Origin of the sequence: Micromonospora sediminicola, from assembly GCF_900089585.1 — a bacterium.
Classification (GTDB): Bacteria; Actinomycetota; Actinomycetes; order Mycobacteriales; family Micromonosporaceae; genus Micromonospora; species Micromonospora sediminicola.
In genome coordinates, this window is the sequence record NZ_FLRH01000004.1 from 824,672 (window position 1) to 838,861 (window position 14,190).

Annotated in this window: 11 protein-coding genes; 3 read left to right on the forward strand and 8 right to left on the reverse strand. The window is 73.1% G+C overall.

Features of this window, described 5'->3' with window-relative positions; translation table 11 throughout:
- Positions 1 to 41: 41 nt before the first annotated feature.
- The 3 genes from GA0070622_RS25325 to GA0070622_RS25335 all read right to left on the reverse strand — a co-directional run bounded on the left by GA0070622_RS25325 (position 42) and on the right by GA0070622_RS25335 (position 1,958).
- Complete coding sequence (locus GA0070622_RS25325; RefSeq protein ID WP_091579633.1) at positions 42 to 275, reverse strand: DUF5522 domain-containing protein; 234 nt, start codon at positions 273 to 275, stop codon at positions 42 to 44.
- 67 nt (positions 276 to 342) lie between these two features.
- A complete protein-coding gene (locus tag GA0070622_RS25330; RefSeq protein ID WP_091579637.1) occupies positions 343 to 1,320 on the reverse strand; it encodes an asparaginase in 978 nt (325 codons plus the stop codon).
- Positions 1,317 to 1,958 carry a class I SAM-dependent DNA methyltransferase gene (locus GA0070622_RS25335; RefSeq protein ID WP_091579642.1) on the reverse strand — a complete coding sequence of 214 codons (642 nt, stop codon included), beginning with the start codon at positions 1,956 to 1,958 and terminating at the stop codon, positions 1,317 to 1,319. Before GA0070622_RS25335 ends, GA0070622_RS25330 begins: the two co-directional genes overlap by 4 nt.
- A gap of 102 nt (positions 1,959 to 2,060) precedes the next feature.
- Between GA0070622_RS25335 and GA0070622_RS25340 the strand changes: the two genes are divergently transcribed.
- Positions 2,061 to 2,597, forward strand: a complete 537-nt coding sequence (locus GA0070622_RS25340) for a hypothetical protein (RefSeq protein ID WP_141561921.1) — start codon at positions 2,061 to 2,063, stop codon at positions 2,595 to 2,597.
- 85 nt (positions 2,598 to 2,682) lie between these two features.
- Here the strand turns inward: GA0070622_RS25340 and GA0070622_RS25345 are convergent, their stop codons facing one another.
- The 3 genes from GA0070622_RS25345 to nrdR form a co-directional block, all read right to left on the reverse strand.
- The gene (locus GA0070622_RS25345; protein ID WP_091579648.1) at positions 2,683 to 3,618 is read right to left on the reverse strand and encodes a DUF2332 domain-containing protein; all 936 of its coding nucleotides are present in this window, start codon (positions 3,616 to 3,618) and stop codon (positions 2,683 to 2,685) included.
- A 538-nt stretch (positions 3,619 to 4,156) separates the two neighbouring features.
- Entirely contained in the window at positions 4,157 to 7,054 is a 2,898-nt protein-coding gene (locus GA0070622_RS25350) for a vitamin B12-dependent ribonucleotide reductase (RefSeq protein WP_091579652.1), read from the reverse strand.
- Between the two features lie 37 nt (positions 7,055 to 7,091).
- Positions 7,092 to 7,592, reverse strand: coding sequence for a transcriptional regulator NrdR (gene nrdR, locus GA0070622_RS25355; protein ID WP_091579656.1), 501 nt, complete (start codon positions 7,590 to 7,592; stop codon positions 7,092 to 7,094).
- Positions 7,593 to 8,080: 488 nt separating this feature from the next.
- Here nrdR and lexA point away from each other — a divergent pair, with 488 nt between their 5' ends.
- Positions 8,081 to 8,863: a transcriptional repressor LexA gene (lexA, locus tag GA0070622_RS25360; RefSeq protein WP_091579660.1), complete on the forward strand. Its 783-nt coding sequence runs from the start codon at positions 8,081 to 8,083 to the stop codon at positions 8,861 to 8,863.
- Between the two features lie 61 nt (positions 8,864 to 8,924).
- Here the strand turns inward: lexA and GA0070622_RS32695 are convergent, their stop codons facing one another.
- Together GA0070622_RS32695 and hflX are read right to left on the reverse strand one after the other, a co-directional pair.
- Positions 8,925 to 10,601, reverse strand: coding sequence for a hypothetical protein (locus GA0070622_RS32695; RefSeq protein ID WP_091579664.1), 1,677 nt, complete (start codon positions 10,599 to 10,601; stop codon positions 8,925 to 8,927).
- 50 nt (positions 10,602 to 10,651) lie between these two features.
- Positions 10,652 to 12,145 (reverse strand): GTPase HflX, encoded by a 1,494-nt coding sequence (hflX, locus tag GA0070622_RS25370; RefSeq protein ID WP_091579667.1) that lies wholly within the window; start codon positions 12,143 to 12,145, stop codon positions 10,652 to 10,654.
- Between the two features lie 172 nt (positions 12,146 to 12,317).
- Between hflX and GA0070622_RS25375 the strand changes: the two genes are divergently transcribed.
- Positions 12,318 to 13,790 (forward strand): NAD-dependent malic enzyme, encoded by a 1,473-nt coding sequence (locus GA0070622_RS25375; RefSeq protein WP_091579670.1) that lies wholly within the window; start codon positions 12,318 to 12,320, stop codon positions 13,788 to 13,790.
- Positions 13,791 to 14,190 lie beyond the last annotated feature (400 nt).

The window sequence follows — 14,190 nt, forward strand, 5'->3', positions numbered from 1 at the left end:
GTCGGACACCGTACGGGCCGCCCGGCGGGGACGGAAGCCCCCTAATCGGCCACGTACGGACAGTGCCGGCACCCTCGCCCGCAGCACGTGCCGCGCCGGGCCAGGAAGCCGGCGCTGAGCACGAACAGCCCCGTCTCCGGGTCCAGGTAGCCGGCTTCCCCGGCGGCCAGCGCGGCGGCGTGCGCGGCCAGGATCCGCTGCCGGTCGGGGTGCGTCGGCGACAGGCGCGACGGGTGCGGCTCGGTCAGCGGGCGGTCCGCCAGCTCGTCACTCACCGCTGGAGTGTAAGGAAGGGCCCCTTCTTAACGTCTCGCGCATAGGCGGGGCCCCCTTTTAACACGCTCACCCGTGGCGCGTGAACGCCTCCGTGATGGCGGTGGGGTCGACGTCGGTGGCGAGCAGCAGCCGCAGCAGCACCTTCGCCTTGTACGGGTCGAGCAGCCCGCCGTCGACCAGCCCGCGCCGCCGCAGGTCCCGTTCCGAGCCGACCGCGCCGTAGGTGTCCCGCAGCACCGACCCGGCGCCGGTGCGCGAGGTCAGCACCACCGGCATCCGCCCGGCGAGCGCGCCCAGCGCCGGGGCGAACGCGGGCGGCACGTGTCCCACCCCGAAGCCGGCCACCACCAGCCCGTCCCGGCCGGCGGCCACGGCGTCGAGCACCGCCACGTCGTCGTCGAGCGTCACGGTGTGCAGCGCGACCCGGGTGGCGGCCAGCCGCTCGCGGTCCACCGCGGGCAGGGGCGCGTGGCGGGGCGGCCGGGTCAGCACCCGTACCCGCCCCTCGACCACGTGCCCGAGCGGCCCGGCGTTGGGCGAGACGAAGGTGCCCGTACTCGTGCTGTGGGTCTTGCGGACGAACCGCGCGGCGTGGATCTCGTCGGCGAACGCGACCAGGACGCCGAGGTCCCGCGCGGCCGGTGCGGCCGCCACCCGGACGGCCGCGAGCAGGTTCGCCGGCCCGTCCGGGCCGGCCAGCGTGGGGTTGCGCATGGCGCCGGTGAACACCAGCGGCGCGGCGTGCGGCCAGACCAGATCGGCCAGCCACGCGGTCTCCTCCAGCGTGTCGGTGCCCTGGGTGACCACCACGCCGGTCGCCCCGCCGGCGACCGCCCCGGCCGCCGCGTCCACCAGGTCGAGGATCTGTCGGTACGCGAGCGCGGCGCTGGGCACCGCCTCGACGTCGCGCACGTCGAGCGGGATGTCGGCGAGCCCGGGTACGGCGGCGGTGAGGTCGGCGCCGGTGAGCCGGGCGACCACTCCACCGGCGCCGGCGCCGGCCATCGCGATGGTCCCGCCGAGGGTGAACAGCGCGACGGTCACCGGACGCCCCGCCGCGCGAGCAGGAACGCCTGGGGCTGCCGCTCGCCGTCGACCGGCTCACGCAGGACCGTGGCCGTGACGACGAACCCGGCGGCGGCGAGCTGCGCGGACAACCGCTGCGGCGGCAGCCAGTGCACGTCGTAGCTGACCCGGTGGCCGTACGCCCGCTCCCGCCGGTCGAGCCGGTCGCCGGCCTTGACGGCGAGCAGCAGGTGCCCGCCGGGCGCGAGCGCCCGGTGGAAGCCGGCGAACACCTCGGGCAGCAGCTCCGGCGGCAGGTGGATCACCGAGTACCAGGCGACCAGCCCGGCCAGCGACCCGTCCGCGGCGATCGGTTCGGTCATCGAGCCGACCGCGAAGCGCAGCTCCGGGTACGCCCGGCGGGCCACCGCCACCATGCCGGGCGAGAGGTCGACGCCGCTCACGTCGACCCCGAGGCGACGCAGGTGGGCGGTGACCCGGCCGGTGCCGCAGCCGACCTCCAGCACCGGCCGGTCCGGCCCGACCGTCTCGGCGAACGCGGCCAGCACGGCCCGGTCCAGCGGCGGCTCGACCACGTCGGGCAGCAGCCGCGCGTAGTCCTCGGCGACGGTGTCGTAGGCGGCCCGGGTCTCGGTCAGCCAGTGCGGTTCGGTCACGACGGTCAACCCTAGTTCCCGCCTTTCGGTAGGCCCCCGACCACCCGGAGTTGATATTGACCGTCGTTGCTACGGTCTCCCGCGACCGTCCAGAGAGGACCCATGGTGAGATCGACCGCGATGATCCTGTGCGCCGGTGCGCTCGTGATGGCCACGAGCGGCTGTTCCGCCGACGAGACCGCCCTGCCGGACCAGCTCCGCGATCCGTGCGCGCTGCTCCCCGCCGACCTGCTGGGCCGGCTCGCGCCCGGCGCCCGGCCCAGCGCGTCGGCGAACCTCGGCGACCGCAGCGGCTCCCGGGAGTGCGCGGTCGACCTGACCAGCGGCACCTCGATGCGGGGTGATCTGGTGGTCACCGTGTCCGTCGACGCCGAGGGCATGTACGACGACGCGTGGCGGCAGGACCGGTGCGCGCGGATCGCCGCCGAGGAGACCACGGCGGGCCCCGGCGACAGGTCGTGCGCGGCGGTGCGCCCCTGGGACGGCGGCGAGACCCGGTTCGACGCCTGGGCCTGGCGCGGCGACCGCTACCAGGTGCGGGTCGCCTACCAGGTGGTGCAGCCCCAGACGCTGCCCCCCGACGCCGAGGCGGACCTGCGCGAGGTGCTCGACCAGGCGATCCGGTCCCTCCCCGACTGACCCCGCCACCCCGTCGATCATGAAGTTGGCCGGCCGATCCGTCCGTGTGTCGTGCCGCCACCTTCGTGATCGACGGGGTGGTGGGTCAGGCGAACCAGGTGGCTGCCTGGCCGTGGCCGCGGGTCCAGGCGAGCGGGCGGCCGTCCAGGGCGAGGACGTTGTGGAACCCGCCGGCCGGCGGCTCGGGCAGCGTGGTGTGCGGCAGCACGGCCGGGTCCTCGTTGGCGACCCAGTGCCCGGGCAGCGTCCCGACCAGCGCGGTGAAGGCCGCCCGGCGCGCCGGCGGCACCTGGTAGAGCACCGAGCTGTGGAAGACGACGAGCGTCGCGTCCGCCGGGGCGCGCGCCGCCAGCGCCGGCAGGTCGTCGACCAGGTCGCCCCGGAGCAGCAGCGGCGGATCGGACCCGGCGACCGCCGCCGCGGCGCGCAGCCGCTCCCGGCGGTGCCGGTGCTCCGGCCAGATCAACGCGTCCAGCCAGGCCAGGTCCGCCGGGTCGGTGACGTCGAGCGGGTTCACGTCCAGCCCGGCCCGCCACACCACCTCCGGTCGTCGCGCGGGCGGGGCGACCCCGGTGAGCACGCAGTCGAGCACAGGCTCCCCGTCGCCGACCAGCCGGTCGCCGTAGCGGTAGGCGTACCGGTCGGGGTAGAGGCACAGGCCGGCGGAGGCGCCCACCTCCAGCAGCGCCAACGGCTGCGGCAGTGCGGCGAGCACCGGTAGCAGCGCGGCGCACCGGCCGGCCTCGTTCGTCTGCGTCGCCCGGACCCGCATCTGCGCCGCGATCTCCGGCCAGCCCGCCGACACGTACGCCCGGAACGCCGCCGGGTCGTCCACCGGCCCGCCGCCCAGCCGTACCACGCCGAACAGCAGATTCGGCTGGCGCTTGGCCGGCGGCAGCGTGTCGAGCAGGGCGAGCAGCTCCGCGTCGCGGGCCACCGCACGGGACAGGCGTTCGTACGCCGGGGACACGCCGCGCGCCTCGCGGTCGGCGAATGCCAGATAGATGTCGGCCGTGGTCATCCCGCGAGCATTCCAGTTCCCGGGCGTCGTGGTCTGTGACCGTCCACACCTGTTGCCGCTCCGGCCGTGGGGCCGAAGCCCTCCGGCACGACGGCCGGGACGCGTCGGCGCGGTTCTCCGCGTCGACCGGCAGCCGCGGCAGGAACCCCTCCGCGCGGTGCGCCCCCGTCCCGGGTCGGCCAGGCGCACGATCGGGCCGCGACCCGTCCGCGTACGCCAGCTGCCGGGTCGACCACGCACGATCGGCTCCGGCCCGCGACCCGTCCGCGTCATCACGTTCGTCCGCGTCATCACGTTCGTCGGTGCCGAACGACCGGGCCGGTTCGTCGGTGTCCGGGCACCTGAGTCGTTTCTGATATCAGCTCGACAGGCGACCACGGGTCACCATCCGCCTCGGCCGGACGAACCCCGGGCCATCGTGCCGGTCCCGGGAACCGGCGGACGATGGGCCGGACGATGGGCCGGACCACGGGGCGGACCGTGAGACGCCGCGAGCGCGGCAGGGAGATCCCTGCCGCGCTCGCGCCACGGTGGAGCGTCAGCTGCAACCGCTGGTGGAGCCGCAGCCCTCGCAGACGTAGCAGCTACCGGCCGGCCGCATCTTCGTGCCGCAGGTGAAGCAGAGCGGCGCGTCGGCGGCCTTGCCGATCACGGCCTCCAGCAGCTCGGTGCTGGAACCCACCGCCGGGGCGGGCTTGACGGCCGCGGCGTCGGCCAACTCCTGCGCCGGCTGGGCGACCGGGCCGGTCTTCGGCTCGGGCGCCTCGACCGGGGCGGAGGCGGCCATCGCGGTGAGGTCCGCACCGCTCGCCTCCGCCTCCGCCTCGGCCCGGAGCTGGGCGGCCCGCTCCTTGGCGGTGAAGATGCCCAGCTCCGCACGGCGGTCGTACGGCAGGAAGTCCAGCGCCAGGCGACGGAAGATGTAGTCCATCACCGAGGCGGCCATCCGCACGTCCGGGTCGTCGGTCATGCCGGCCGGCTCGAAGCGCATGTTGGTGAACTTGCTGACGTACGTCTCCAGCGGAACGCCGTACTGGAGACCGATGGAGATGGCCACCGAGAAGGCGTCCATCACACCGGCCAGGGTCGAGCCCTGCTTCGACATCTTGAGGAAGACCTCGCCGAGGCCGTCGTCCGGGTAGGACGAGGCGGTGAGGTAGCCCTCCGCGCCGCCGACCGAGAAGGAGACCGTCTGCGACGGGCGCTTCTTCGGCAGCCGCTTGCGCACCGGGCGGTACTCGACGACCTTCTCCACGACCTTCTCGACCTCGGCGGCCGGGGCCTGCGTGTCGGCGGTGGCCTTGTTCGGCTTGGCGACCGACAGCGGCTGTCCCACCTTGCAGTTGTCCCGGTAGATCGCCAGCGCCTTCAGGCCGAGCTTCCAGCCCTCGAAGTAGATCTTCTCGACGTCCTCGACGGTCGCCTGCTCCGGCATGTTGACCGTCTTGGAGATGGCGCCGGAGATGAACGGCTGGACCGCCGCCATCATCCGCACGTGGCCCATCGGCGCGATCGAACGCTCGCCCATGGCGCAGTCGAAGACCGGGTAGTGCTCCGGCTTCAGACCGGGGGCGTCCACCACGTGCCCGTGGTCGGCGATGTGCTCGACGATCGCCTCGACCTGCTCCTCGGGGTAGCCGAGGCTGCGCAGGGCGCGCGGGACGGTCTGGTTGACGATCTGCATCGAGCCGCCGCCGACCAGCTTCTTGAACTTCACCAGCGCCAGGTCCGGCTCGACGCCGGTGGTGTCGCAGTCCATCATCAGGCCGATGGTGCCGGTCGGGGCGAGCACGCTGGCCTGCGAGTTGCGCCAACCGAACTTGTCACCGAGCTTGTTGCCCAGCGTCCACTGCTTGGTCGCCTCGCGCTGCAGGGCGGTGGCCACGGTGCCGGTCGGCTTGATCGCGTCGTTGGCGGCGGCGTGCTTGCGCATGACCCGCTTGTGCGGCTCGGCGTTGCGGGCGTAGCCGTCGTACGCGCCGACGATGCCGGCCAGCTCGGCGGAACGGCGGTAGGCGGTGCCGGTCATCAGCGAGGTGATCGCCGCGGACACCTCCCGCCCCTGCTCCGAGTCGTAGGGCAGGCCGGAGGCCATCAGCAGGGCGCCCAGGTTGGCGTACCCGATGCCGAGCTGCCGGTAGGCGCGGGTGGTCTCACCGATCTTCTCGGTCGGGAAGTCGGCGAAGCAGATCGAGATGTCCATCGCGGTGATGACGAACTCGACCGACTTGACGAACTTCTCCACCTCGAAGCCGCCGTCGGCGCGGAGGAACTTCATCAGGTTCAGCGAGGCCAGGTTGCACGAGGAGTTGTCCAGGTGCAGGTATTCCGAGCACGGGTTCGACGCGGTGATCCGCCCGGTCTCCGGGCAGGTGTGCCAGTCGTTGATCGTGTCGTCGTACTGCAGACCCGGGTCGGCGCACTCCCAGGCGGCCTGGGAGATGGTGTGGAACAGCTTCTTCGCGTCGATCGTCTCGATGGTCTGCCCGTCGAGCCGGCCGCGCAGGTCGAAGCCGCCGCCGTTCTCCACCGCGGTCATGAACTCGTCGGAGACGCGGACCGAGTTGTTGGCGTTCTGGTACTGCACGCTGACGATGTCCGCGCCGCCCAGGTCCATGTCGAAGCCGGCGTCGCGCAGCGCGCGGATCTTGTCCTCCTCGCGCGCCTTGGTCGCCACGAACTCCTCGATGTCCGGGTGGTCGACGTCGAGGATGACCATCTTGGCCGCGCGCCGGGTGGCGCCACCGGACTTGATGGTGCCGGCGGAGGCGTCCGCGCCGCGCATGAAGCTGACCGGGCCGGAGGCGGTGCCGCCGGAGGAGAGCAGCTCCTTCGAGGACCGGATCCGGGAGAGGTTGACCCCGGCGCCCGAGCCGCCCTGGAAGATCCGCCCCTCCTCCTTGTACCAGTCGAGGATGGAGTCCATCGAGTCGTCGACGGCCAGGATGAAGCAGGCGCTGACCTGCTGCGGCGACGGCGTGCCGACGTTGAACCAGACCGGCGAGTTGAAGCTGAACACCTGGTGCAGCAGCATCCAGGTCAGCTCGTGTGCGAACACCTCGGCGTCGGCCGGGCCGGCGAAGTAGCCGTACTCCTCGCCGGCGGTGCGGTAGGTGTCGACCACCCGGTCGATGAGCTGCCGCAGCGACCACTCGCGCTCCGGAGTCCCCACCGCGCCCCGGAAGTACTTGGTGGTCACGATGTTGGCCGCGTTGACCGACCAGGACTCGGGGAACTCCACCCCACGCTGCTCGAAGTTGATCGAGCCGTCCCGCCAGTTCGTCATCACGACGTCGCGGCGCTCCCAGGCGACCTCGTCGTAGGGATGCACCCCCTCGGTCGTCCAGACGCGCTCGATCTTCAGCCCCGCCCCGGCCTTGTTCCGTGACTTGCTGGTCGTCACGCCCTCGCCCCCCTCGTCGGCACGGTCACCCACCGCGCCTCGTCTACAACCTGTCAGAAACTCGAAAATGTCAGCTGATCGCGCCGGCGGCCTCGGCCGCTCCGGCACCGGCGCCCTCCCGGGCGCGCGCGGCGGACCGCAGCGTCTCGATCTCCCGCTCGAAGTCGGCGAGCGAGTCGAAGGACCGGTAGACGCTGGCGAACCGCAGGTAGGCCACCTCGTCCAGGTCACGCAACGGGCCGAGGATGGCAAGGCCCACGTCGTGGCTGGGGATCTCGGCGGCCCCCCTGGCGCGGACGGTCTCCTCGACCTTCTGTGCCAGCAGCGCGATCGAGTCGTCGTCGACCGGCCGCCCCTGGCACGCCTTGCGCACCCCGCCGATGATCTTCGTGCGGCTGAACGGCTCGGTCACCCCGCTGCGCTTGACCACCGCGAGCACCGCCTCCTCGACGGTGGTGAACCGCTTGCCGCACTCCGGGCAGGACCGCCGCCGCCGGATGAGCTGGCCGTCGTCGGCCTCCCGCGAGTCGACCACCCGGGAGTCGGCGTGCCGGCAGTACGGACACCGCATCGCCCGACCTCCTCCATCGACCACGGGCGCACCCACCGACCCCCGGGCACGCGTCGACACGGCGGAGCCATCGGTCGATGACCGTCGCCGGGTGCGCGATGCGGGAGTGCGTTCGGTAGTTGAACCCAACCTGTAGGCAACTTACGCCCATGTGACTACTACATCTAGGGGTTGACCGTATGTCGTCCCACTAGCGAGGTCAAGTTGGCCGGCGTGTTCGGCGCGTCATCAGGATCACGTCCGCCGCGACCTCGCCGAGGAGCCCAACGGCGGGCACCCGCCCCCGGTCACGGGCCGCCGGGATAGAACATCCGTTCGAGTGCGACGTACCATTTATCAGAACAGCCGTTCGGAAATCCAGGATTTCGACGCGACACGCCGACACCACGTCGTACAGATGTTTGAAAATGGCCGATCTCACCTATACGGTCAGATCCACACGCACCACGAGCCGACGAGGCACCCAGCGCCGACCAGGGAGGACGGACGTGACCGAGGACCGGGCCAGCCGGCAGAAGAACCCGCAGCCGATCGACGGGGCGGGGCCGCCGGCGACCCGTCGCCCCCGCACCGCTCGCAGCCGCGCCGCCCAGCCGGCGGTGCGACCGGTGACGCCGGTGGTCAGCAGCTTCCCCGACCCGGCGACGGTCGACCTGACCGCCCGGCAGCGCCGGATCCTGGAGTTCATCCGCACCTGGGTGGAGCGCCACGGCTACCCGCCGAGCGTGCGTGAGATCGGCGAGGCGGTCGGCCTGGTCTCCCCGTCCAGCGTCGCGTACCAGCTCAAGGAGCTGGAGAAGAAGGGCTTCCTGCGCCGCGACCCGAACCGGCCGCGCGCCGTCGACGTCCGCGCGCCGAGCGACGCCGACGACGAGGCCGCCCGCGCCCAGCGCCCCGCCCCGGCGTACGTGCCGATGCTGGGCCGGATCGCCGCCGGTGGGCCGATCCTCGCCGAGCAGGCGGTGGAGGACATCTTCCCCCTCCCCCGCGAGCTGGTCGGTGAGGGCGAGGTCTTCATGCTCCAGGTCAAGGGCGACTCGATGCTCGACGCGGCGATCTGCGACGGCGACTGGGTGGTCGTCCGCCAGCAGCCCAACGCCGAGGTGGGTGACATCGTGGCGGCCATGCTCGACGGCGAGGCGACGGTGAAGACCTACCGGCGACGGGACGGCCACGTCTGGCTGATGCCGCAGAACCCCGCGTTCGACCCGATCCCCGGTGACGACGCCACCATCATGGGCCGCGTGGTCGCGGTGCTGCGCCGGATCTGACGCGCCGACGAGAGGAGGGGGCGACCGGCACCGGTCACCCCCTCCTCTCACGTCCGTCGTCTCAGTAGCGGTCGCCCCGGTAGTCCCGGCTGCCCGAGACGGGCCCGTACTGGCCGCCCCGGTCGTCGCGACGGCCGCCGCGCGGATCCCGCGGGTCCGGCTCACGACGCGGCGGCTCGGCCCGGCCACCCGGCCGACCCCCACCGCCCGGCGGCTGCCCGCGGCGCCCCGCGCTGTCCGGCCCGGGGCCGTAGCCGCCCCGGCCGCCGCCCTGACCCGGGCCGCCGGGCCCGCCACCGCCGTAGACCCCACCGCCGGGGCCGGGCCGGGCCCCGTTGGCGCCACCGGCCGGCCGGCCGCCACCGCCGTAGACCCCGCCGCCCTGCGGACGGCCACCCTGCTGCCCGCCGTAGACGCCGCCGCCCGGGGGCCGGCCACCGCCGTAGACCCCGCCGGCCGGTGGGCGTTCGCCGTTCGCGGCGCCGCCGTAGACGCCACCGCCCTGGCCACCGCCGTAGACGCCGCCGCGCGGCGGCGCGTCGGGCCGGCTGCCGGACGGGAAGCCGTTGTTCACCGGGAACTCGCCGCTGCGCTCGGGCTCGTCGGCCGCCTCGGCGGGCGCCGGCTTGCGCCGCGCCCGCAGGATGCCGAAGACACCCGCGCCGACCAGCAGCGCGCCGAGCACCCCGACCGCGGCGATCAGGTACGTGATCTCGTCGAGCGAGAGCCCTTCGAGCCAGGACTTCTGGGCGGCCGCCTTGGTCTCGACCTTGCCGCCGTTGGGCAGCGCCTCCACGCCGGTGGTGGCCGGCGTGTAGCCGAGGATGTCGATCGGGTCGGACGGGTCCAGCGACCCGCCGTCGGAGACGGTGACGAACGACTTCCCGTCGGGGGTGTAGGAGATGGCCTCGCCGAACGGGTCGGCGAGCGGGGTGACCCGGGGCTTGCCGGAGGTGAGCGCCTTGACGATGTCACCGCCGGTCACGTCGAACTCGAACGCGTCGGCGTACGTGCGCAGCACCACCCGGGCGCCGTCCGGCGACCGGGCCGCGCCGGTGACCAGCGCGCGCCCCGGCGAACCGAGCTTGTTCTCGGTGTTCGTCCGGGGGAGCGTGACCTCGCCGACCTTCTTCATCGGGATCGGTTCGGTGTCGGGGCCCGCCTTCAGTTTCACCGTCGGCGTGAAGATCTCCGACTTGCCGGAGAGTTCCTTCGTGATCACCAGCGGCAGGTTGTCGTCGCCGATGAGCAGCGCCTCGGCGTCGTGCGGCTCCTTGCCCGGGTAGCTGAGTCGGTGCAGCACCGGCTGCTTGGCGCCGCTGATCGGCATCGTCCAGACCGCGACGCGCTCCCGCCGGGTCTTCTTCTCGACGTTGTCGCCGGTGTCGGCGATCCAGAGCGTCTTGCGGTCCGGCCCGAGGGCCAGGTCCTCGGTGTCGAAGGGGCCGTCGCCGGAGTAGCGGACCGGATCCTTGTCGATCTTGCACTTGGCGTCGAGGTAGAAGACCCGCTTGCGACTGTCGTCCTCGGTGCCGTCGTTGACGACGACGTAGCCGTTGGCGGTGGCGACCAGGCCGGACAGCTCGCGCAGACGCTCGTCGGTGACCGTGCACTTCTTCTTGGGAGCCGCGGCCAGCACCGGGGCCGCGGCGGGGGCCGCCGGGGCCGGCCCGGCCGGCGCCACTACCGCGCCGACCAGGCCGAGCGCGAGCGTGACCGAGGAGACAACGTGCCGCATGGCGCTCAGTGTCGCACGACCCGGGTTTCGGGCGGGTGACGCCGGACGGCTCACCGCCCGGCGCCCACCCGCTCCTCGCTGGTGAGCCGGTCCCCCGCGCGGTACGGGGCCAGCTCGGCGGCGAGCGCCTGCCCCACCCGCACGTGCAGCAGCGTGCCCTCGGGCAGGTGCGCGGTGCTCAGCACCTCACCCTGCCGGTGCACCCGGGCAACCAGGTCACCCCGGTCGTACGGGAGCACCGCCCGGACCTCGACGGCCGGCCGGGGCAGGCGGCGCTCGATCGCCTCGCGCAGCTCGTCGACCCCGCGCCCGGTGTGCGCCGAGACGAACACCGCCTCCGGCCAGAGCCGCTTGAGCCGCAGCATCGTCTCCTCGTCGGTGGCGTCGGTCTTGTTGACCGCCAGCAGTTCCGGCAGCCGGTCGGCGCCCACCTCGGCGAGCACCTCGCGGACCGCCCGGACCTGCTCCTCCGGATCCGGGTGGGTGCCGTCGACCACGTGCACCACCAGGTCGGCGTCGCCGACCTCCTCCAGCGTCGAGCGGAACGCCTCGACGATCTGGTGCGGCAGGTGCCGGACGAACCCGACCGTGTCGGAGAGCGTGTAGAGCCGCCCGTCGGAGGTGGTCGCCCGGCGGGTGGTCGGGTCCAGCGTGGCGAACAGCGCGTTCTCCACCAGCACGCCCGCCCCGGTGAGGCGGTTGAGCAGGCTGGACTTGCCGGCGTTGGTGTAGCCGGCGATGGCCACCGCCGGCACCGCGTTACGGGACCGCCGGGCGCGCTTGGTCTGGCGTACGGTGGTCATGCTCTTGATCTCGCGGCGCAGCCGCGCGATGCGGTGCCGGATCCGACGCCGGTCGGTCTCCAGCTTGGTCTCACCGGGACCACGCAGGCCCACGCCGCCGCCGGCGCCGCCGCCGCGACCGCTACCACCGGTCTGCCGGGAGAGCGTCTCACCCCAACCACGCAGGCGCGGCAGCAGGTATTCGAGCTGGGCCAGCTCGACCTGCGCCTTGCCCTCCTTGCTCTTGGCGTGCTGGGCGAAGATGTCGAGGATCAGGGCGGTGCGGTCGACCACCTTGACCTTGGTGCGCTGCTCGAGGTTACGAAGCTGCGACGGGGACAGCTCACCGTCGCAGATGACCGTGTCGGCGCCGGTGGCGAGCACCACCGCGCCCAGGTCGTCGACCTTGCCCCGACCGATGTAGGTCGCCGGGTCGGGTCGGTTGCGGCGCTGGATCAGCCCCTCGAGCACCTGCGAGCCGGCCGTCTCGGCCAGCGCCGCCAGCTCGGTGAGGCTGTTGTCGGCGTCGGACTGGGTGCCCTCGGTCCAGACCCCCACCAGGACGACCCGCTCCAGCCGCAGCTGGCGGTATTCGACCTCGGTGATGTCGGTCAGCTCGGTGGAGAGGCCGGGGACCCGCCGCAGCGCCTGCCGCTCCGACAGCTCGTACTCGCCGGTGGTGGCGTCGAGCGCGTCGTCCTCGTAGGGGTGGAAGGTCTCCTGCTGCTCGCGCAAACTGCGTCTCCTGTCCGTTATGTGCATCGCCGAGAATTTTCGGCGCGTGACAGCAATCCTGACATGTGACAACGCGGGACGCACCCGTGTTATGCCCGTGGCGCTACCCACCGGTAGCGGGGCCGGATGCCGGCCGACCTGGCCGGGCGGGTAGAAATGCCAGTCGAGCCGCTCAGCGTCGACGGAGGAGTGTTTTCTCGTGGCCATCACCCGACTGCCGAGTGCGGGATTCTCCATCACCATCCGGATCGCGGTGCCCGCCGACGCCTCCTCCATCGGCCGCCTGACCACCGCGGCGGGCGAGGCCGGCGCCATCGTCACCGCGCTGGACGTGGTCGACTCCGACCCGACCAACGTGATCGTCGACCTCACCTGCGACACCGCCGACGCCGGCCACGCCGACCAGGTCGTCGACGCGCTCACCGCGCTCGACGGGGTGGACGTGCGCAAGGTCTCCGACCGCACGTTCCTGCTGCACCTCGGCGGCAAGATCGAGGTCACCCCGAAGGTCGCGCTGCGCACCCGGGACGAGCTGTCCCGCGCGTACACCCCTGGGGTGGCCCGGGTCTGCATGGCGATCGCGGAGAACCCGGCCGACGCCCGCCGGCTCACCATCAAGCGCAACACGGTCGCCGTGGTCAGCGACGGCTCCGCGGTGCTCGGCCTGGGCAACCTCGGCCCGGCCGCCTCGCTGCCGGTGATGGAGGGCAAGGCCGCGCTGTTCAAGCGCTTCGGCGGGGTGGACGCCTGGCCGGTGGTGCTGGACACCCAGGACACCGACGAGATCGTGGCCATCGTCAAGGCCATCGCGCCGGCGTACGGCGGGATCAACCTGGAGGACATCGCCGCGCCGCGCTGCTTCGAGATCGAGGCCCGGCTGCGCGAGGCCCTGGACATCCCGGTCTTCCACGACGACCAGCACGGCACCGCGATCTGCGTGCTGGCCGCGCTCACCAACGCGCTGCGCGTCGTGGGCAAGCAGCTCGCGGACGTGCGGGTCGTGGTCTCCGGCGCCGGCGCGGCCGGCACCGCGATCATGAAGCTGCTGCTGCGCCAGGGCGTGGGCGACATCATCGCGTACGACCGGCAGGGCGCCCTGCACCGCGGGCTGCCCGACCTCAACCCGGCCTGGCAGTGGCTGGCCGAGAACACCAACAAGGAGAACTACTCCGGCGACCTGGCCGGGGCGGTGCGCGGCGCGGACGTGTTCATCGGGGTGAGCGCGCCGAACCTGCTCACCGGCGACGACGTCGCCGCGATGGCGAAGGACGCGATCGTGTTCGCGCTGGCCAACCCGGACCCGGAGGTCGACCCGCGGGAGGCGCGCAAGCACGCCGCCGTGGTCGCCACCGGCCGCTCCGACCAGCCGAACCAGATCAACAACGTGCTCGCCTTCCCCGGCGTGTTCCGCGGCATGCTCGACGCGCACGCCGAGGAGTTCACCGAGGAGATGGCGATCGCGGCCGCCCGGGCCATCGCCGACGTGGTCGGCGAGGACAAGATCAACCCCACCGTGATCGTGCCCAGCGTCTTCGACTCGCGGGTCGCCCCGGCCGTGGCCGCAGCGGTACGCGCCGCCGCGCAGAACCCGGCCGTGACGCCGCCGCCGGCGGCCGACCCCGGTCCGGCCGACCTCCCCGAGATCGCCGCCAACGCCAGCGCCACCCCCTGACGGAGTCGCCCCCGCCCCCCGCCGCACCCGCTCCGCCCTCCCCGCCCGGGCGTGTCGGCCGCACCCCGCCCCCGCCCGGCGGGTCGGTCCGCACCCCGCCCCCGCCCGGCGCACCCCACCCGGCGTGTCGGCCGCACCCTGCCCCTGCCCGGCGGGTCGGCCCGCACCTCGCCCTCGCCCTCGCCCGGCGCACCCCACCCGGCGTGTCGCGGTCGAGAGAGGTGAAGACCGAGGAGCGATATACCGCTGAGTCATGAATATGACCAGGCGGTATATCGCTTCTCAGTCATCCCTCCCCCGCCGGCCGTTACACGACGTCACCACCGCGCCCGAAGCGGCGACGCCCGGGACGAGCCGTGCCGGGCCGAGGGGCAGGTAGGAAAGGTGGCAGCTCCCCGAG